This window comes from Photorhabdus machadonis, assembly GCF_052657765.1.
The window spans coordinates 208722-227705 of the sequence record NZ_CP199761.1 but is presented as its reverse complement, the minus strand read 5'-3'; the positions used below and the strand labels follow the sequence as shown (position 1 = coordinate 227705).

Sequence of the window (18984 nt, the reverse complement as noted above, 5' to 3'; positions counted from 1 at the left end):
GATCATGATATGTAATCGGGGGTAATTGCGCGTTACTGGCTGCTTTTCGTGGCTATACCTGCAACCAGAAAGTGACGGGGCCATCGTTTGTCAGACTGACTTTCATATCGGCAGCAAACCGCCCGATTTCTGTTTTTACACCACTTTGGCGGCATCGTTCAACAAAATAGCGATATAATTCATCAGCCTTATCCGGACTTGCGCCGCCAGAAAAACCAGGGCGCATTCCCTTTTGAGTATCAGCAGCCAAGGTAAACTGGGAAACAACCAGTAAACTGCCACCAACCTGTTGGACATTCAGATTCATTTTGTCCTGCTCATCACTGAATATCCGATACCCTATCACTTTCTCACATAACCGTTTTGTTTTTTGTTGATCATCGTCTTTTTCAACACCCAGCAATACCAGCAAACCGTGACCAATCGCCCCAACAGTTTCGTCCTCAACAACAACACTTGCCTGTGTTACCCGCTGGATTAACGCAATCATATTTTTCCTTAAATATTAAAACCGATTGTCTTGAAATAATCGGGGACTGTCTGCCGGTCAATAACATGAACACTCTCTATTCCTAACGTACCGGCTGCCGCCACATTTTCCAACACATCATCAAAAAATACTGCCTGAACCGGTGAAAAACCTTCTTTCTTAAGAACATATTTGAAAATATCAGGTTCAGGTTTACGCATTGACAAATCTTGGGACAGATAGAGGTCATCAGCCGATGCCGCAATTTCCGGGTAATTATGCGGCCAATAATCCAGGTGCAGACGGTTTGTATTGGATAACACCACAACCCGATGCCCTGCTTCACGTAATTTATTCATTATCTGAATGACTTCCGGCCGAATATCAATAAAAATAGCATGCCACCCGGCAGCAAACTGCTCAAAACTGAGTGAAATATTCATTTCCTGACATAAAGTATCAGCGAACTCCAGATCAGTAATTTGACCACGCTCATGTTTTTCAAACGTTTCTCCCATAGAGAAACTTTTCGTCAACGTCGCAAGAGGTGTGCCGCTCAAATTACTCCAGACAGCTAAAACTCTTTTAAAATCAATATCAATAATCACATTACCCATATCGAAGATATATAGCATGACCACCTCCTGGTTAATTAATGACTTTTTACTTTAATCGTATTTCTAATTAGAAAACAGTACGGGAAAGTAAAAAGCGAATTACTTCACGGTATTTTTCTTATGAAACGATAAAGTAGTCTCCAGATCAAAAAAGTAGAGTAAGGTGTTATTTTATGTTGTGGTTCCTTCTTTGTATTGGGCTTCTTCTGGCAGGGTATTTCATATACGGCAAGATTGTTGAAAAGATATTCACCATTCGACCAGAAAGAAAAACCCCCGCGCTTTCTATGGCAGATGGTGTTGACTATGTTGCAATGTCCACACCAAAAGTTTGGTTAATTCAGTTACTTAATATTGCCGGTGTCGGCCCTATTTTCGGCCCGATTCTTGGTGCCCTCTATGGCCCACTTGCCATGCTGTGGATTGTATTCGGTTGTATCTTTGCCGGCGCAGTACACGATTATTTCTCCGGTATGCTCAGTGTTCGCGCACAGGGAGCATCAGTACCCGTCATCGTCGGTAATGAACTGGGCAAGGCCATGAAGCATTTCATGAATATCTTTGCTGTCATTCTGCTGATGCTGGTGGGTGTGGTATTTGTTCTGAGTCCGGCAGGCTTACTGAACAACTTACTAAAAGAGGCTATCGGCTGGGACAGCATTGCTATCTGGGTTGGCGTTATCTTTGCTTACTATATTCTCGCGACACTGGTCCCTATTGATAAAATCATCGGTCGCCTCTACCCGCTATTTGGCGCGTTATTGCTGTTTATGTCTGTCGCACTCATGGTTGGTTTGGCTATGAGCGATAAACCTTTCTACTCACAAGGATTAGATTTCACCACTAACTTTAACCCGAAAGACCTGCCGGTTTGGCCATTGTTGTTCGTCACGATTGCCTGTGGCGCGATTTCTGGTTTCCACGCTACTCAGTCCCCGCTGATGGCGCGTTGCATGCAGAATGAGAAAAATGGCCGCTTTGTGTTCTATGGTGCAATGATTGGTGAAGGTATTATCGCGCTGATCTGGTGTACGCTGGGTCTGAGCTTCTATGAAGACACTGACGCACTACAGGCGGTGATTGATCAGGGTACTGCATCGCTGGTGGTTCATGAAGTTTCTACTTCGCTGTTAGGCACTGTTGGCGGTATTCTGGCTATCCTTGGTGTGGTGATTCTGCCAATTACTTCCGGCGATACGGCATTCCGGTCTGCCCGCCTGATCATTGCTGAATTCCTGAATATTTCTCAGCAAGAAATGACCAAGCGCCTGTTATTAAGTGTGCCCATGTTTGTTGTCGGTTATCTAATTACCAAAACCGATTTTAATATCATCTGGCGCTACTTTGGTTGGGCGAACCAAACGACAGCAATGGTTATGTTGTGGGCTGCATCAGCGTGGCTGCTGCGCCGCGATAAATTCCACTGGATCACCACCCTGCCGGCTATGTTTATGACCGCAGTATGCTTCACCTATCTGGCATTCGCGCCAGAAGGTTTTGCCCTGGATTGGAATATCTCCGTCATTATCGGCCTAGCGGCAATGGTGATTGTCACGCTTGTCTTCTTTGCGAAAGTCCGCGCTAAATCAGCTTCTGATGATATAGAAACCGAAGCATTAAATGAGTAAAAATATTAAATAGTAATAGCAGCCCCTCGCGGTAAAACGTTGAGGGGTTTTCATTCCCGTTATCAAGTATTCGCCACAAGGTATATTAAAAGCCAACCTCCCCCTCGTATTTCAGCCTTCTCAAGAGAAAAAAGGCACTCCAATAGGTATTAATGACTTACATATTGCAAGCCACGCCAGAAGTTCAGGACTCATTGTAGTCACTACCAATGAAAAGGAATTCAACTGCGTAGATGGGTTAATTGTAGAAAATTGGATAGATTGAACCGTTTAAAGACAAACCCATCAGTAATGAGAATAAATGGGCGAATCTTAAAGCGGGATGCAATTCACCTCCCATAATCATTGCCTGTTTAACTGTTAAATAAAAACAGCTAAACTTAAAGCAGAAATGGCTCCGCCAAATGAAATTACACACATTATTCTGGGTGATGGCAAATATAATAAAAATTGACTACAATTATTATTTGCAGCACGGTATGAATAGGGGTTGAGCCATACACCATTCGAATACCAGCACTTCGCTTTAGCCGCATCCATGTCGAAAAATGCGATAAATGTAGGTTTATGCATTTTCAAATACAGGTTGTTACAGATAGTTGACTTCAATAATGGCACCAATAGTGTTTTTTTATGGTCAACAGCTCTTTGGATGATTGATCGCTTATATCGAAGCAAGCAACATCAAGCTTGAATTATGAATTCCTTCCCTGAAGAAGGCGATACTACTCAGGTCAAGGTTTTGAATGTTTTTAGAATTATAGGAGAGTGAACCATGTACATGTTTTTACCATTTTTACTCGCATTATTTGCGGTCATAACCACCGTGGTTGGAAAGAATAAAACTAGCTATGCCCTATGGGGTCTCCTCTTGGTGACAACCATAGCCTGGTTTCTTCATCATGCGACTGATTCGCTGAATCTATCTTTTTAACAGGAGACAATTTGATGAATCAGGTATTAGCAACAAAACAGACGATCAACTACGGCATGATATTCAACATCATTGGGTTATTTGGTATTAGTGCCGCACTTACTGTTGCCTTCTATTATCAACTGGTCCTTTCCGAACTCCCTTGCCCATTATGTTTGCTACAGCGAACAGGCATGATCATGATAGGATTTGGTTTCCTGTTTAATCTCCGTTTTGGTATAAAAAGCGCACACTATGGCATCGCGCTTATCGGCAGTATCGTGACCGGAATTATTGCAATCCGACAAGTGTTTTTACACATAACACCCGGCGATATCGGTTATGGTTCTGCACTTTTTGGTATACATTTTTATACTTGGGCTCTCATCTCCTCAGTTATCGCTATTATCGCCATATCAGTCATGCTGATATTGAAAAGTCTGGAAAAAACGACCGAAGAAAAGGAAAGCCAGTCTGTTTTCGGTCAGATTATTATTGGAATATTTGTCGTATTAATTACAGCAAATTTGATCTCTACCATTTTGGAGTGTGGCGGCGGGCAATGTGATGACAACCCAACGTATTATCAATTGCTGGGTAAATAATCTCAGATATATTTAACTGAATAAATAAATCCAAAAAAACTCAGGGCACCATTGGTGCCCTAAGCATTTGCATGGCAGGAAAGATTACGCCTCTTTACTGCGATGTGCACGACGACGGTCGTTTTCTGTCAGATGGCGTTTACGCAGGCGAATTGACACAGGAGTCACTTCTACCAGCTCATCATCATCAATAAACTCCAGAGCCTGCTCCAAGGTTTTCTTAATATGTGGAGACAAGGTTGTCGCTTCGTCAGTACCAGACGCACGGACGTTTGTCAGTTTCTTACCTGTCAGGCAGTTCACTGTCAAGTCATTAGAACGGGAGTGAATGCCGATCACCTGGCCTTCATACACTTCCGCACCATGACCGAGGAACAACTTACCACGATCCTGCAAGCTGTAAAGCGCATAAGCAACCGCTTTACCCTGACCATTAGAAATCATCACACCGTTCTGACGGCGACCGATTTCACCCGCACGAATATCATCATAGTGGCTAAATGTTGCATACAACAGGCCAGTACCCGAGGTCATAGTCAGGAACTCAGTCCGGAAACCAATCAAACCACGGCTTGGAATGATGTAATCAAGGCGCACACGGCCTTTACCGTCTGGCAACATATCACGCAGATCAGCTTTACGCTCACCCAACGCCTGCATCACATTACCCTGATGCTGCTCTTCAATATCCAGAGTCACCTGCTCGAATGGCTCTTGTTTGCGGCCATCGATCTCACGGAAGATAACTTTCGGACGGGATACCGCCAGTTCAAAACCTTCACGGCGCATGTTCTCAATCAGAACAGATAAGTGCAGTTCACCACGGCCAGAAACACAGAATGCATCTGGATCTTCGGTTTCGTCTACACGCAATGCGACGTTGTGAACCAGCTCTTTCTTCAGACGCTCAAGGATCTGACGTGAAGTGACATATTTGCCTTCACGGCCACAGAAAGGAGAGGTATTAACACAGAAGAACATGCTTACCGTCGGCTCATCAACAGCCAATGGTGGCAGAGCTTCAACAACACTGATGTCACACAGGGTATCGGAAATATTCAGTTCACCCAAACCGGTAATCGCAACGATGTCACCCGCTTCCGCTTGCTCACTCTCAATACGCTCCAGACCCAGGTGGCCCAGAACTTTACCAACTTTGCCGTTCCGGGTTTTACCTTCACTATCAATAATAGTGACGTTCTGGTTTGGTTTAACCGTACCGCGCTTGATACGACCAATACCGATAACACCAACATAGTTGTTGTAGTCCAGCTGAGAAATCTGCATCTGGAATGAACCATTAAGGTCAACTTTCGGTGGCTCTACATGATCGACAATCGCCTGATACAACGGAGTCATATCTTCGGCCATATCAGTATGCTCAGTACCGGCAATGCCCATCAGTGCAGATGCATAGATAATTGGGAAATCCAGCTGTTCGTCAGTCGCACCCAGATTTACAAACAGATCAAACACCTGATCAACAACCCAATCAGGACGTGCGCCAGGACGGTCAACTTTGTTGATAACGACAATAGGTTTTAAACCATGAGCGAACGCTTTCTGCGTTACAAAACGGGTCTGAGGCATAGGCCCATCCATGGCATCGACCAGCAACAGTACACTGTCAACCATAGACATAACACGTTCTACTTCACCGCCGAAATCGGCATGTCCCGGAGTGTCTACGATATTAATCCGGTAGTCATTCCATTTAATGGCGGTATTTTTTGCGAGGATAGTAATTCCACGCTCTTTCTCCAGATCATTGGAGTCCATCACACGTTCTGTCGCTGTCGCACGGTCACCGAAAGTACCGGATTGTTGCAGCAGCTTGTCAACCAAGGTCGTTTTACCATGGTCAACATGCGCGATAATGGCGATATTACGCAATTTTTCGATCACAAACTTTGCCTCAGGCATTTAGAAATAGCGCGCTATTGTACACACATTGGTCGAGGGACTAAACAGGATCACAAGAATCTGTTCTTAACAACTTGATACCAATGGAATTGTGATCCCTTTCACGCCTATAAAAGATGCACTATTGATAAAAATGCACCGACAAGGTGCAGGATAGTAACATAATCGCACCAATACAGTGCAATTTTCCTGAATATTAAGGCATCCCATCATAGGGATATCCATAACACAGTATATTGCAAGGTGTCAGAAAGTTGGCACGCTTTTCGCAATTGTTTTTTCATCTAATAAGATTGTTTTTTTACAACGACAAGTTTGCAAACGCGTAAATAGCCTTGTTAAGGTAAAACAATGTAACGGTGTTTTCTTTACGTCTTAATCTAAAACCATTTTACCAAGACCGACACAAACCAGGAGAAACCGAGTATGTCCGCTGAACATGTTTTAACCATGATTGAAGAGCATCAGGTGAAGTTTATTGATTTGCGTTTCACTGATACCAAAGGCAAAGAACAACATATGACCATTCCTGCTCATCAGGTTAATGCAGACTTCTTTGAAGATGGCAAAATGTTCGACGGTTCTTCAATTCACGGTTGGAAAGGTATTAACGAATCCGACATGGTGCTGATGCCAGACTCAAGTACAGCGATGCTTGATCCATTCTTTGATGATGCCACTCTGATCCTCCGTTGTGACATTCTGGAACCCGGCACGATGCAAGGCTATGAACGTGATCCACGCTCCATCTGCAAACGCGCTGAAGATTTTTTGCGCTCAAGCGGCATTGCAGATACCGTCCTGTGTGGGCCTGAACCTGAGTTTTTCCTGTTTGACGACATACGCTTCGGCAGTTCTATGTCCGGTTCCTACTACCATATTGATGATATTGAAGCAGCATGGAACTCTGGAACTCAATACGAAGGCGGTAACAAAGGCCACCGACCTGCGGCAAAAGGCGGTTACGCCCCGCTACCTCCGGTTGATTCTTCTCAAGATTTACGCTCAGCCATGTGCCTAACGATGGAAGCAATGGGACTGGTTGTGGAAGCTCACCATCATGAAGTTGGCACTGCCGGTCAAAATGAAATAGCGACTCGTTTCAACACGATGACCAAAAAGGCTGACGAAACCCAGATTTACAAATACGTCGTACATAATGTGGCGCACAATTTTGGCAAAACCGCCACTTTTATGCCAAAACCACTGGTTGGTGATAATGGCTCCGGTATGCACTGTCATATGTCCCTGTCTAAAAACGGAACCAACCTGTTTGCCGGTGACAAGTACGGGGGGTTGTCCGAACTGGCGCTGTTCTACATTGGCGGCATTATCAAACATGCCCGAGCACTGAACGCATTTACCAACCCGACAACCAACTCTTATAAACGTCTGGTTCCGGGCTATGAAGCACCGGTTATGCTGGCCTATTCTGCCCGTAACCGTTCCGCATCCATCCGTATTCCGGTTGTCGCCAGCACCAAAGCCCGCCGTATTGAAGTCCGCTTCCCTGACCCGGCAGCTAACCCTTATTTGGCATTTGCCGCTCAGTTGATGGCTGGCCTTGACGGTATCATCAACAAAATCCATCCGGGTGATGCGATGGATAAAAATCTGTATGACCTGCCACCGGAAGAAGCCAAAGAGATCCCAACTGTCGCTTCTTCTCTGGATGAAGCACTGGCAGCATTAGATACTGACCGCGAATTCCTGACCCGTGGTGGCGTATTCACCGATGACGCCATTGATGCTTATATTGAATTGAAAAACAGTGAAATGGAGCGTGTCCGCCTGACACCACATCCACTGGAGTTTGAACTGTATTACAGTGTGTAATGAGCAGCGCCATTCCTGCTGATCATTTTTTGTTGCCGTGAAACCTTTAGCCCATCTTCGGATGGGCCTTTTTCCTGCTCCCTGAGCTCAGGCTTTGACTGGGTTTTACGCTCGAATATGATACAGTGCACCAAAAAGGTGCAGGAAGTGTGGATGAAAACGGAAAATCTACCCGATACCGGACAAATATTAAACTCGTTGATTAACAGCGTACTGGTGCTGGATACCGATCTCGTGATCCGCTATGCCAACCATGCAGCGCTGCAACTATTAGCTCAGAGTGCCCGTAAACTATTAGGTACACCTCTTCCAGTGCTGTTCAGTTACTTTTCACTGGATACAGAACTGATGCACGCCAGTTTAGTCAGCGGTCAGAGTTTTACTGACAACGAAGTGACGTTAGTGGTTAATAACCGCTCTCATATTATGTCGCTCAGTGCCCAACCCATTTCCGGGCAGTTCATTTTGCTGGAACTGGCGCCTATGGATAGTCAACGCCGGTTAAGCCAAGAGCAGGTACAACAAGCTCAGCAGATAGCGGCACGGGAATTGGTTCGGGGGCTGGCACATGAAATCAAAAATCCCCTCGGCGGGCTGAGGGGAGCCGCACAATTACTTTCAAGAGCCCTGCCTGATCCTGCTTTGCAGGAATACACCCAAGTGATTATTGAACAGGCGGACCGGTTGCGTCATCTGGTAGACAGATTACTTGGCCCACAACATCCGGGCGAACAAATTCAACAAAGCATTCATTATGTTGCTGAACGGGTCTATCAATTAGTCTCGCTGGAGATGCCGGATAACGTCACACTAACAAAGGATTACGATCCCAGCCTGCCAGAACTGGCCCACTACCCGGATCAGATTGAGCAGGTGCTGCTGAACATCACCCGTAACGCCTTGCAGGCTCTGGGCACACAGGGTGGCACCATTACCCTGCGTACCCGGACCGCATTCCAAATCACCCTGCATGGTAAGCGCTATCGTCTGGCTGCCAGAATAGATGTGGAAGATAACGGGCCAGGTATCCCGCCACAAATTCAGGACACACTATTTTACCCGATGGTCAGTGCCCATGAAGGCGGAACCGGTCTTGGTCTATCCATTGCCCGCAATTTAATAGATCAGCATTCCGGTAAAATAGAATTTACCAGTTGGCCGGGGCACACAGAATTTTCTATCTACTTACCGATCAAGAAATAGAGGATAGCTATGCAACGAGGAAAAATCTGGATCGTTGATGATGACAACTCAATCCGCTGGGTACTTGAACGGGCGCTCAGTAGCGCGGGGATGGAATGCATCAGTTTCGCAGACGCTGACAGTGTACTAACCGCGCTGACCCAAAACACACCGGATGTCCTGATTTCTGATATTCGTATGCCGGGAATGAACGGCTTGCACCTGCTGAACAATATCAAGCAGAGTCATCCGTTGCTGCCGGTTATTATCATGACAGCCCATTCTGATCTGGATGCCGCAGTCAGTGCCTATCAACAAGGCGCTTTTGATTATTTACCAAAACCCTTTGATATTGATGAAGCTGTTGCACTGCTGGAACGCGCACTTAGCCACTCCCGCGAACAGAATCAACCCGCTAAAAATCCACAGGTCGTTACATCGGTTTCCGACATGATAGGTGAAGCGCCTGCTATGCAAGATGTTTACCGCATTATTGGCCGCCTTTCCCGCTCTTCGATCAGTGTGTTGATTAATGGCGAATCCGGTACCGGGAAAGAGCTGGTGGCCCATGCCCTGCACCGCCACAGCCCAAGAGCCAATGAGCCATTTATTGCACTTAACATGGCAGCGATTCCCAAAGATCTGATTGAATCAGAGCTGTTTGGTCATGAGAAAGGGGCGTTTACCGGTGCCAATCAAGTACGTCATGGACGATTTGAACAGGCCAATCGCGGTTCGCTATTTCTTGATGAAATTGGCGATATGCCATTGGACATTCAGACCCGCCTGTTACGGGTATTGGCTGAAGGCCAGTTTTACCGGGTTGGCGGCTATGCCCCCGTGAAAGTGGATGTACGGATTATAGCTGCAACCCACCAGGATCTTGAACGACTGGTAGAAAAAGGCCAATTCCGTGAAGATCTGTATCATCGCCTGAATGTTATTCGTATGCAGTTACCTCCCCTGCGCGACCGAGTGGAGGATCTCCCTCGCCTGACCCGCCATTTCCTGCAACAAACGGCCAAAGAGCTGGGCGTAGAAGCAAAAATTCTCCACCCTGACGCAGAAATTGCTTTAATGCGCTTACCTTGGCCGGGCAATGTTCGCCAGTTGGAAAACATCTGCCGCTGGCTGACGGTGATGGCGGCAAGTCAGGAAGTATTGGTACAAGATTTGCCGCCTGAACTATTTGAAGCCCATCACCCTGAAACCAGCATGACAACATTGGCAACAACAATACCGGAAAACTGGCCGCAGCTACTCGCTCACTGGGCAACAAATGCGTTGGAAAAGGGTCAGCAGGATCTGCTATCTGACGCCTTACCATTGCTGGAACGTACTTTACTTAACTGTGCGCTTAAACATACCCAAGGACATAAGCAGGATGCTGCACGCCTGTTGGGTTGGGGACGAAATACCATTACACGGAAACTAAAAGAATTGGGGTTGGAGTAAGGAGAGAGTAGCTTTTGATGGACATCCGGATTTTATGGTTGAGACAGGGCTATAAATTCACGAGCATTTGCTGACCCATGCCCAAAATCGGCTAATAGGTTCTCAGTTGTTAAAGCTTTTCGCGTATCGGAGATCAAAGCGTCGATCACCAAATCGACCGCATAGGTTGAATAGAATATTTCCATCCCTATCACCACTTTCCAGCATTTAATATATCGCATTCCCCATTATCAGGCTTAAACAACCCTACCATGATCATATTTTGCACCATCCATTCAGACGGGAAATTAATACTACACTAGAATAGTTTTTTTATGTCACTATAAAGTTATCAATATTTCCTATGGAAAGATGACCGTTTCATCACCGAAGCCAGATTAACTTAAGAGGAAAGAGAAAGTACGATGGATCAACGCAACAACCCGGTGGTCAGGGCCACGAGTTATCTTTTAATTTACCTGACCGCCGTCTATCCCCTTCATCCGGCTATTGATGTGGCACAGTAATTTTGGTCACCGTAATAAAGGTGATATTTTTACTTCAACAATCAAAGCTTATGAGGAGAAAAAGAAAGCCTTTTGTCAGCAGTCACCGGAGGCGTGTAAACAAGCCGGGGAAATTATCAGCGTTGGTACTGACTTCGTGCCGGTTATCGGGGATATTAAAGGCTTTGTCGAGGCTGAGAGTGCATTAGATTATCTGGTCGCCGCGATAGCTATTATTCCTGGTGCAGGTGACACCGCTGGGAAGACTATCAAAACGGCTGAGAAAGCACTGAAGAACGGGGATGTCGGAAAAGCGTCTAAACTGATTAATAAAGTCAGTGATGAAATCTCTGCATATAACTCGGCAACTTATCCAAAATTGAAACATGACTTGGCAAAACAAAATTTGCACAATATTGCTTCGCAGGATTCAAGGCTAGCAGCAGCGATTAAAGGGGACAATGGCAAGGTTAACTTTAGTATAGGAAATGGAAGTCGTGAAGAAGCTGATCGGTTGGGTAAAATTTGGGTTGGTGATGGTACGAGGCCAATCAGTGATGGTACTCGTATATACCCGTGCTCATTGAAACTGCTTGATTTTCCCCCAAATGAGACTCAGGGTATCAATCATGAAAATATTCATTACCGATGAACAAAAAGCCGAACTTGAACACCTCCATCACACCTGCCGTGATAAGAGGGAATGTGATCGCATCAAAGCGGTTCTGCTGGCCTCTGAGGGCTGGAGTTCAGTGATGATCGCTCAGGCCCTGCGTCTTCATGAAACGACCGTTAATCGTCATATCAGCGATTACCTTAATCACCGCAAACTCAAGCCCAAAAATGGCGGCTCTCAGAGCCCTCTCAGCGAAACCCAGACTCAGGCATTTATCGGCTTATCTGACCGCGAATCTTCTGCCCACCACACAGGCTGCTATCCGCCTTGTCAAAGAAGAGTGGGATATCCGTTACACCATTCCCGGCATGAATAAATGGCTGCACCACAATGGCTTCAGTTATAAAAAACCGACCGGCGTGCCACACAAGTTCAACGCGGAACAGCAACGGGCCTTTATGGAAGCCTACGGGAAACTGAAGCAGGAAGCCGGAGACCATGAGCCCATCCTGTTCATTGATGGCGTCCATCCCACGCAGGGAACGAAACTGGCTTATGGCTGGATGCGTAAAGGCTAGAAAACGGCGGTGAAAACCACGGGAAGTCGTACCCGTCTGAACCTGATGGGCGCCCTGAATCTGGCCGATATCAGTAAAACAGGGGTACGCGAGTATGACCGTATCGACAGTTATCACATCGCCGAGTTCTTCATTGCCCTGCGTGAAACCTATCCGGTCAGTCAGAAGGTTCATATTATCCTTGACGGAGCCGGTTACCACCGGAGTAAGCTGGTGAAAGACTGGGCTTATGTGATGAATATCGACCTTCATTACTTACCGCCATACAGCCCGGATCTGAACCCGATAGAAAGGCTGTGGAAGGTGATGAATGAACAGGTCAGAAATAACCCTTATTTCGCCTCGACGGCCTTGTTCAGGCAGGCAATACATCGCTTTTTTACGGAAATATTACCGGAACTTGCCGGGAACCTGTCGTGCCGTATTAATGACAATTTCCAGGTTCTGAATCCTGCATCTTCAAGTTAAGCGGGTATATACCCTATGGATTTCAAGATGCAGCGCGGCGGCAAGGGAGCGAATCCCCGGGAGCATAGATAACGATGTGGCCGGGGTGAGTGAGTGCAGCCAATAAAGAGGCAACTTGAAAGATAACGGGTATAAAACCAGAAAAATAAATTAACATTAAAATCCCCCTATAATTAAAATAGGGAGATTATGCCAAAAATACAACTCATTGAATAAAGAAAGAATTAATATTGGGGAGCCAAAATTAATTTTTCTTTCCGCCAAAAACGGAAAACAGATATTTTCCTGCGTTGCAGAGAAAAACGGCGAACAATATAGTTTGCTGTCAATTCCAGCGTCAGACACATCACAAAATAAATCAACGCGACAAATAAAAAGACCTCTGTCGGATAAACCATACTGCGGTTATTCACCTGAGTTGCCAGGAATGAAAGTTCTGCCACGCCAACAATATAGGCCAGAGAAGTGTCTTTTATCAGAGCGATCCACTGATTAATAAAGGAAGGTACCATCATGCGTAATGCCTGTGGCAAAACAATGTACCAAAGTACCTGCCAACGGTTGAAACCTAATGATAACCCTGCCTGCCACTGGCCCGCACCAATCGCAATAATTCCCGCTTTCACCCCATGAGCCAGATAAGCAGAGGTGATCAACGCCAGAGCACAAACCACTGTAGTGATTTCAGGAATTTCCATGCCAAGCATCACAGGCAACAGGAAGTAAGTCCAGAAAATCAGCATAATGACGGGAATTGCACGGAAAAAGCCCAATACTGCGGCTAACAGGTTAACCCAAAAGCCTTTCAGCATTGCCAAAGCAACACCTGCAACTGTACCCAATACAATAGAAATCACACCAGCCATCAGGCTGATAGCCAATGTCAACACCGCCCCTTCAAGGGGGCCATCAGGGAAGGTTCCTAACAGTAGGTAGCGCCAGTTTTCTGCAATGACTGAAAAATCCATTTTAATGTCCTCTTGCGATAGCTTGTTGTTGACGCCATTGTCCCCAGCCTTCCATGACCGCAATCGTGGCGATATACAACACCGTCGCAACACCGAATGCTTCAAACGTTCTCAGTGTTTCAGTCTCCACCTGACGGGAAGCATATGACAGTTCAGCCACACCAATCGCCATTGTCAGCGACGAGTTTTTCACAATATTCATATACTGTCCCAGTAATGGCGGCATTGCTATCTTCAACGCCTGCGGCAGTACGATATAACGCATTGCTTGCCAACCGGTCAGCCCCAGTGCATGAGCCGCATATTTCTGCCCACGTCCTACACCCTGAATACCTGCCCGTAATTCTTCCGCAACAAATGGGGCCGAATAGAGGGTCAAACCGATAAATCCAGCCAGAAATTCGAACGAAGGCCACGCCAATGATAGACCTAACAGACTGATTTCATGAGGTGTATTCAGCCAGAACATCACCTCTTGCGGCAGTATTTGTCCTGATGCAAAGTACCAGAAAAACAGTTGCACCAGCAGAGGCGTATTGCGAAACAAGGTGGTGTAAGCCGTTACCGGCCAACGGAGAATTTTTAGTTGGCTGTCACGAGCAGCAGCCAGTAAAAAACCCAGCAACGTGGAAGCCGCAACGGTACAGGCAGATATCCATAACGTCATCAGGAAACCCTGCCAAAGCCACGCCAGGTATTGGGGAGCAAGCACGTGTTCTGTAACAAATAACTCAAACATATCTTACGATTACCAAACATTACCAATAATAAAACCCCGCAACACAAGGCGCGGGGCTGATTACCAAGGTTTGTCACTCATCAGGACTTAGCTTGCTGCTCCAAAGGCGCAAACTTAAAGTCACCTCGCGGCTGAGACGATTTAGTCTCCGGGCCAAACCAACGGTTATAAATTTTCTCTGCTTCACCCTCTTTTTCCAATTTCAGCAGCGTTTGGTTCACCGCTTCAACTAAGCGTTCTTCCCCTTTTGCCGCCGCCACAGCCTGATATTCACGGGTGATGCTGAAAGGAGAGATCTCAAACTCCGCTTTTTGTGCCGCTGGTACGTTAGCCAGCAGACCGACCAATTTAGCGTCATCCTGAGTGATTGCTTGTACATTGCCGTTACGCAGCGCAGCAAATGCCAGAGGCGTATCGTCATAAGAGATCACTTTTGCTGTCGGATAATGTTCACGCAGAGTGATTTCCTGTACTGTTCCCTTATCAGCACCGATACGTAAGTTTTTAATGTCATCAGGGGATTTCAGAACGCCTTTACGGGCAATAAATTTTTGCCCAGTGGCAAAATAAGGGATTGAAAAATCGACTTGTTTAGCACGCTCATCCGTTACTGTAAAGTTGGCGGCAATCAGATCAATTTTCTTTGATGCCAACAGGGGTAAACGGTTTGCCGGGTTAGTCGGACGCAGTTCCAGTTTAACACCAAGGTCATTTGCAATCGCGTTTGCGATATCCACATCATAACCCGCCAGTTTTTTGGTTTGCGGGTCAATAAAACCAAACGGGGGGTTACTGTCAAAAACAGCGATCCGCACTGTGCCGGCTTTTTTAATATCATCCAGTTTATCGGCCTTCGCAACACCAGTAACCAGTGCTAACCCAGCCAGCAACGCCGTGACGAGAATGCGGGATTTCATTGAAAACTCCTGACGGTAATTAAATGTTGATTAATCATCACAAGCTATCAATTTCACTATAGTGCAGGAAATAATATAAAAAACTATATTTATAACTATTAAGAATTATAAGCTAAAACAATGCTGGCGGAAAATGCCAGCATTGTCAGCGAGTTACTTGTTATCTTTAGTCAGCAACTTTTCCAATTCATCACCACCTACATGCCGAAAATCCTGTCCTTTGACATAGTAGAAAATAAATTCACAGATGTTTTGGCAACGGTCACCAATCCGTTCAATCGAACGCGCGCAGAGCAGAACTGTCAGCACACTTGGGATGGTTCTGGGATCTTCCATCATATAAGTCATTAGTTGGCGGACAATGCTTTCATACTCTTTATCCACCTTTTTATCTTCGTGATAGATACGAATAGCGTCTTCCAGATCCATGCGGGCAAAAGCATCTAAAACATCATGCAGCATCTGGATGGTATGGTGGCCAAGCGATTCCAGACTCACCAACAGTGGCTGATGCTGATGTGAAAATTTCTCAAGTGCCGTCTGGCAAATTTTCTTTGCCACATCTCCGATTCTTTCCAGTTCAGCAATGGTTTTCGAGATTGACATAATCAGCCGCAGATCACTGGCCGTCGGCTGGCGCTTGGCAATAATGCGAACACATGCTTCATCAATAGCGACTTCCATCATATTGACTTTATGATCATCCTTAATCACTTCACGCGCCAGCTCCGCATCCTGATTATGCATCGAGGTAATCGCTTTGGAGAGCTGTTCCTCCACCAGCCCGCCCATCACCATCAGTTCAGTACGGATATGTTCCAGTTCAGCATTAAACTGACCAGAAATATGTTTATTGAGATTCAGATTGTCCATGTTATGCCCCGTAATCAACCATAACGACCGGTAATATAGTCTTCAGTTTGTTTCATTTTTGGTGTGGTAAACAATGTGTCTGTGTCACTGAATTCAATCAATTCACCAAGGTACATAAACGCAGTATGATCTGAACAACGCGCGGCCTGCTGCATATTGTGAGTCACAATCACCACGGTATATTCAGATTTCAATTCGCTAATCAGTTCCTCAATACGACCGGTAGAAATCGGGTCAAGTGCGGAGCAAGGCTCATCCAATAATAGAACGTCCGGGCGGATCGCAATTCCGCGGGCAATACATAAACGCTGCTGCTGACCACCAGATAAACTGTATCCACTCTGATGCAATTTATCCCTGGTTTCATTCCACAATGCGGCTTTGGTCAAAGCCCACTGAACGCGTTCATCCATTTCTGCTCTTGAGAGTTTCTCAAACAGGCGGACACCAAAAGCAATATTGTCATAAATAGACATCGGAAAGGGGGTCGGTTTCTGGAATACCATTCCCACTTTGGCACGCAGCAACGCCACATCCTGTTTGTCAGTCAGGATATTATTGCCATCCAGCAAAATTTCTCCCTCTGCCCGCTGGTCACCATACAATTCATACATTTTATTGAAAGTCCGTAATAACGTAGACTTACCACAGCCAGACGGACCGATAAAAGCCGTTACTTTGTTCTTTGCAATATTCAACGTAATGTTTTTCAGCGCGTGAAATTTGCCGTAATAAAAGTTCAGATCACGGACCTGAATTTTACTGCCAGCGATATCATTAGCCATGTTCATTTACTTCTCTCTGTTGAAAATATCAGTCAGTGCTTTTTCTTGGCAAACAGCACACGCGCTACAATGTTAATCAGCAATACACACAGGGTTATCAATAATACGCCTGCCCACGCCAGTTGCTGCCATTCAGAAAATGGACTCATCGCAAATTTAAAAATAGTGACCGGCAAGTTGGCAATTGGCTGACTCAAATCAGTACTCCAAAACTGATTTGAAAGAGAGGTGAACAGCAACGGCGCTGTTTCCCCAGCAATTCGGGCAATTGCCAACAATACACCGGTGATAATGCCGGATACCGAGGCTTTCAGCGTGATGGCCGAAATCATCTTCCATTTAGGCGTTCCCAAGGCATAGGCTGCTTCACGTAAGCTATCAGGAACCAGTTTCAGCATGTTCTCAGTGGTTCTGATGACAATCGGCACTTGCAACAACGCTAAGGCAATCACCCCTGCCCAACCGGAAAAGTGCTGCATTTTCGTTACAACGACAGTGTAAACAAACAAGCCGACGACAATAGAAGGCGCTGACAGCAAGATATCGTTGATAAAGCGGATCACCTCGGCCAACCATGAACGGCGGCCATATTCGGCCAGATAGATACCCGCCATGATCCCCAACGGAGTGCCGGTAATCGTCGCCCATAAAATCAACAACCCACTACCCACAATGGCATTTGCCAGACCACCACCTTCCGTATTCGGTGGCGGTGTCATTTCTGTGAACAACGCCAGCGACATACCATCGAGGCCTTTGGTGACGGTGGAGAACAGAATCCACACCAGCCAGAACAAACCAAACAACATGGTTGCCATTGATAACAGCAGAGCGAGGCGGTTTTTCTGACGGCGCCATGCCTGCTTACGGCTGCGTGCATTTGCATTAATAGGCTTTTGCCCATCCATTGTTGCCATATCAACGCCCCTCATTCTTCGCCAGACGCATGATCATTAATTTTGACAATGCCAGCACAATAAAGGTGATCACAAACAGAACCAGGCCAAGCTCCATCAATGCTGAGGTATGTAAGCCAGATTCAGCTTCAGCGAATTCGTTCGCCAGCGCAGAAGTAATACTGTTGCCCGGCATAAACAGTGAGAAACTGTCGAGCTGGTAAGTATTACCGATGATAAAAGTCACTGCCATTGTCTCCCCCAGCGCACGGCCAAGGCCCAGCATGACACCACCAATCACGCCATTGCGGGTGTAAGGCAATACAATGTGCCAGATAACTTCCCAAGTAGTACAACCGATACCATAAGCGGATTCTTTCATCATGACCGGTGTTTGTTCGAACACATCACGCATAACCGAGGCGATATAAGGGATAATCATGATAGCGAGAATGACACCTGCCGCCAGAATGCCGATGCCAAAGGCAGGACCGGAGAACAGTTCACCCACAATTGGCATACCGGAAAGGACATTGCCGACCGGCTGCTGAAAATAGGTAGCAAACAGAGGGGCAAACACAAACAACCCCCACATGCCATAGACAATACTTGGAATTGCAGCCAGCAACTCAATTGCGACACCAAGCGGGCGTTTCAGCCAGTTAGGCGCCAGTTCCGTCAGGAACAGTGCAACCCCGAAACTGACAGGCACCGCAATGATCAAAGCAATTAACGAAGTGACCAATGTACCGTAAATAGGCACCAATGCACCAAATTGTTCTGCCGGGGCATCCCACTCTTTATGCCAGAGGAAAGAGATGCCGAACTGCTGGATACTGGGCCAGGAGGCAATAATCAACGAGATAATGATGCCCCCCAGCAAAAACAAAGTCATCAGCGCCGCTAGCCGAACCAATGCGCTGAAAATAATATCGCCGTTTTTACTGGGTGCTTTTATTGCCGTTTTCTGTTCGGCCATAGAGCTTATTCTCATCCGGGTTAACTCCCCCTTTAGCGGGGGAGAAATCAAA

General features: G+C 46.2%; 19 protein-coding genes and 2 pseudogenes. 9 read left to right on the top strand and 12 right to left on the bottom strand.

Features of this window, described 5'->3' with window-relative positions; translation table 11 throughout:
• Window positions 1–52: 52 nt before the first annotated feature.
• Window positions 53–490, bottom strand: a complete 438-nt coding sequence (dtd, locus tag ACUN2T_RS01125; protein ID WP_445495859.1) for a D-aminoacyl-tRNA deacylase — start codon at window positions 488–490, stop codon at window positions 53–55.
• 8 nt (window positions 491–498) lie between these two features.
• Window positions 499–1104: a glucose-1-phosphatase gene (gene yihX / locus ACUN2T_RS01120; protein WP_445495858.1), complete on the bottom strand. Its 606-nt coding sequence runs from the start codon at window positions 1102–1104 to the stop codon at window positions 499–501.
• A gap of 155 nt (window positions 1105–1259) precedes the next feature.
• On the opposite strand from yihX, the gene ACUN2T_RS01115 reads away from it, so the two are divergent.
• From ACUN2T_RS01115 to ACUN2T_RS01100, 4 genes and pseudogenes are all read left to right on the top strand, one after another.
• On the top strand, window positions 1260–2714 hold the full coding sequence (locus tag ACUN2T_RS01115) for a carbon starvation CstA family protein (protein WP_445495857.1): 1455 nt from the start codon (window positions 1260–1262) through the stop codon (window positions 2712–2714).
• Between the two features lie 124 nt (window positions 2715–2838).
• Window positions 2839–2979: pseudogene (locus ACUN2T_RS01110) on the top strand (VapC toxin family PIN domain ribonuclease); the annotation flags it as partial.
• 510 nt (window positions 2980–3489) lie between these two features.
• Window positions 3490–3648 (top strand): DUF5993 family protein, encoded by a 159-nt coding sequence (locus ACUN2T_RS01105; protein WP_445495855.1) that lies wholly within the window; start codon window positions 3490–3492, stop codon window positions 3646–3648.
• A 14-nt stretch (window positions 3649–3662) separates the two neighbouring features.
• Entirely contained in the window at window positions 3663–4232 is a 570-nt protein-coding gene (locus ACUN2T_RS01100) for a disulfide bond formation protein B (RefSeq protein ID WP_445495854.1), read from the top strand.
• An 84-nt stretch (window positions 4233–4316) separates the two neighbouring features.
• Here ACUN2T_RS01100 and typA read toward each other — a convergent pair whose 3' ends face one another.
• On the bottom strand, window positions 4317–6155 hold the full coding sequence (gene typA / locus ACUN2T_RS01095) for a ribosome-dependent GTPase TypA (RefSeq protein ID WP_445495853.1): 1839 nt from the start codon (window positions 6153–6155) through the stop codon (window positions 4317–4319).
• A 426-nt stretch (window positions 6156–6581) separates the two neighbouring features.
• Between typA and glnA the strand changes: the two genes are divergently transcribed.
• The 3 genes from glnA to glnG all read left to right on the top strand — a co-directional run bounded on the left by glnA (window position 6582) and on the right by glnG (window position 10628).
• Entirely contained in the window at window positions 6582–7991 is a 1410-nt protein-coding gene (gene glnA / locus ACUN2T_RS01090) for a glutamate--ammonia ligase (RefSeq protein ID WP_445495852.1), read from the top strand.
• Between the two features lie 153 nt (window positions 7992–8144).
• On the top strand, window positions 8145–9194 hold the full coding sequence (gene glnL / locus ACUN2T_RS01085) for a nitrogen regulation protein NR(II) (protein ID WP_445495851.1): 1050 nt from the start codon (window positions 8145–8147) through the stop codon (window positions 9192–9194).
• Window positions 9195–9203: 9 nt separating this feature from the next.
• Window positions 9204–10628, top strand: coding sequence for a nitrogen regulation protein NR(I) (glnG, locus tag ACUN2T_RS01080; protein WP_445495850.1), 1425 nt, complete (start codon window positions 9204–9206; stop codon window positions 10626–10628).
• A 32-nt stretch (window positions 10629–10660) separates the two neighbouring features.
• On the opposite strand, the gene ACUN2T_RS01075 is transcribed toward glnG, so the two are convergent.
• A complete protein-coding gene (locus tag ACUN2T_RS01075; RefSeq protein ID WP_445495848.1) occupies window positions 10661–10813 on the bottom strand; it encodes a hypothetical protein in 153 nt (50 codons plus the stop codon).
• A gap of 307 nt (window positions 10814–11120) precedes the next feature.
• On the opposite strand from ACUN2T_RS01075, the gene ACUN2T_RS01070 reads away from it, so the two are divergent.
• Both ACUN2T_RS01070 and ACUN2T_RS01065 read left to right on the top strand, forming a co-directional pair.
• On the top strand, window positions 11121–11765 hold the full coding sequence (locus ACUN2T_RS01070; RefSeq protein WP_445495846.1) for a hypothetical protein: 645 nt from the start codon (window positions 11121–11123) through the stop codon (window positions 11763–11765).
• Window positions 11743–12775: pseudogene (locus tag ACUN2T_RS01065) on the top strand (IS630 family transposase). The gene ACUN2T_RS01070 and the pseudogene ACUN2T_RS01065 overlap by 23 nt, the downstream one beginning before the upstream one ends.
• 22 nt (window positions 12776–12797) lie before the next feature.
• On the opposite strand, the gene ACUN2T_RS01060 reads toward ACUN2T_RS01065, so the two are convergent.
• The 8 genes from ACUN2T_RS01060 to pstC form a co-directional block, all read right to left on the bottom strand.
• The gene (locus tag ACUN2T_RS01060) at window positions 12798–12932 is read right to left on the bottom strand and encodes a hypothetical protein (protein ID WP_445495845.1); all 135 of its coding nucleotides are present in this window, start codon (window positions 12930–12932) and stop codon (window positions 12798–12800) included.
• Window positions 12933–12999: 67 nt separating this feature from the next.
• Entirely contained in the window at window positions 13000–13743 is a 744-nt protein-coding gene (locus ACUN2T_RS01055; RefSeq protein ID WP_445495843.1) for an amino acid ABC transporter permease, read from the bottom strand.
• 1 nt (window position 13744) lies between these two features.
• Entirely contained in the window at window positions 13745–14482 is a 738-nt protein-coding gene (locus ACUN2T_RS01050) for an amino acid ABC transporter permease (RefSeq protein WP_445495842.1), read from the bottom strand.
• Between the two features lie 80 nt (window positions 14483–14562).
• Window positions 14563–15399, bottom strand: coding sequence for an ABC transporter substrate-binding protein (locus tag ACUN2T_RS01045; protein WP_445495841.1), 837 nt, complete (start codon window positions 15397–15399; stop codon window positions 14563–14565).
• A 153-nt stretch (window positions 15400–15552) separates the two neighbouring features.
• Window positions 15553–16272: a phosphate signaling complex protein PhoU gene (gene phoU / locus ACUN2T_RS01040; RefSeq protein WP_445495840.1), complete on the bottom strand. Its 720-nt coding sequence runs from the start codon at window positions 16270–16272 to the stop codon at window positions 15553–15555.
• 14 nt (window positions 16273–16286) lie between these two features.
• Window positions 16287–17057: a phosphate ABC transporter ATP-binding protein PstB gene (gene pstB / locus ACUN2T_RS01035; protein ID WP_445495839.1), complete on the bottom strand. Its 771-nt coding sequence runs from the start codon at window positions 17055–17057 to the stop codon at window positions 16287–16289.
• A gap of 32 nt (window positions 17058–17089) precedes the next feature.
• On the bottom strand, window positions 17090–17974 hold the full coding sequence (gene pstA, locus ACUN2T_RS01030; RefSeq protein WP_445495837.1) for a phosphate ABC transporter permease PstA: 885 nt from the start codon (window positions 17972–17974) through the stop codon (window positions 17090–17092).
• Window position 17975: 1 nt separating this feature from the next.
• The gene (gene pstC, locus ACUN2T_RS01025) at window positions 17976–18932 is read right to left on the bottom strand and encodes a phosphate ABC transporter permease PstC (protein ID WP_445497774.1); all 957 of its coding nucleotides are present in this window, start codon (window positions 18930–18932) and stop codon (window positions 17976–17978) included.
• Window positions 18933–18984 lie beyond the last annotated feature (52 nt).

Bases quoted from the DNA above. Each gene is read 5' to 3' on its own strand.
- ACUN2T_RS01100 (WP_445495854.1), top strand. From the start codon at position 3,663: ATGAATCAGGTATTAGCAACAAAACAGACGATCAACTACGGCATGATA.
- pstB (WP_445495839.1), bottom strand. From the start codon at position 17,057: ATGGCTAATGATATCGCTGGCAGTAAAATTCAGGTCCGTGATCTGAAC.
- ACUN2T_RS01075 (WP_445495848.1), bottom strand. From the start codon at position 10,813: ATGGAAATATTCTATTCAACCTATGCGGTCGATTTGGTGATCGACGCT.
- ACUN2T_RS01060 (WP_445495845.1), bottom strand. From the start codon at position 12,932: ATGTTAATTTATTTTTCTGGTTTTATACCCGTTATCTTTCAAGTTGCC.
- ACUN2T_RS01045 (WP_445495841.1), bottom strand. From the start codon at position 15,399: ATGAAATCCCGCATTCTCGTCACGGCGTTGCTGGCTGGGTTAGCACTG.
- pstA (WP_445495837.1), bottom strand. From the start codon at position 17,974: ATGGCAACAATGGATGGGCAAAAGCCTATTAATGCAAATGCACGCAGC.
- glnL (WP_445495851.1), top strand. From the start codon at position 8,145: ATGAAAACGGAAAATCTACCCGATACCGGACAAATATTAAACTCGTTG.
- pstC (WP_445497774.1), bottom strand. From the start codon at position 18,932: ATGGCCGAACAGAAAACGGCAATAAAAGCACCCAGTAAAAACGGCGAT.
- ACUN2T_RS01050 (WP_445495842.1), bottom strand. From the start codon at position 14,482: ATGTTTGAGTTATTTGTTACAGAACACGTGCTTGCTCCCCAATACCTG.
- yihX (WP_445495858.1), bottom strand. From the start codon at position 1,104: ATGCTATATATCTTCGATATGGGTAATGTGATTATTGATATTGATTTT.
- glnA (WP_445495852.1), top strand. From the start codon at position 6,582: ATGTCCGCTGAACATGTTTTAACCATGATTGAAGAGCATCAGGTGAAG.
- typA (WP_445495853.1), bottom strand. From the start codon at position 6,155: ATGCCTGAGGCAAAGTTTGTGATCGAAAAATTGCGTAATATCGCCATT.
- ACUN2T_RS01105 (WP_445495855.1), top strand. From the start codon at position 3,490: ATGTACATGTTTTTACCATTTTTACTCGCATTATTTGCGGTCATAACC.
- ACUN2T_RS01055 (WP_445495843.1), bottom strand. From the start codon at position 13,743: ATGGATTTTTCAGTCATTGCAGAAAACTGGCGCTACCTACTGTTAGGA.
- ACUN2T_RS01115 (WP_445495857.1), top strand. From the start codon at position 1,260: ATGTTGTGGTTCCTTCTTTGTATTGGGCTTCTTCTGGCAGGGTATTTC.
- phoU (WP_445495840.1), bottom strand. From the start codon at position 16,272: ATGGACAATCTGAATCTCAATAAACATATTTCTGGTCAGTTTAATGCT.
- glnG (WP_445495850.1), top strand. From the start codon at position 9,204: ATGCAACGAGGAAAAATCTGGATCGTTGATGATGACAACTCAATCCGC.
- ACUN2T_RS01070 (WP_445495846.1), top strand. From the start codon at position 11,121: ATGTGGCACAGTAATTTTGGTCACCGTAATAAAGGTGATATTTTTACT.
- dtd (WP_445495859.1), bottom strand. From the start codon at position 490: ATGATTGCGTTAATCCAGCGGGTAACACAGGCAAGTGTTGTTGTTGAG.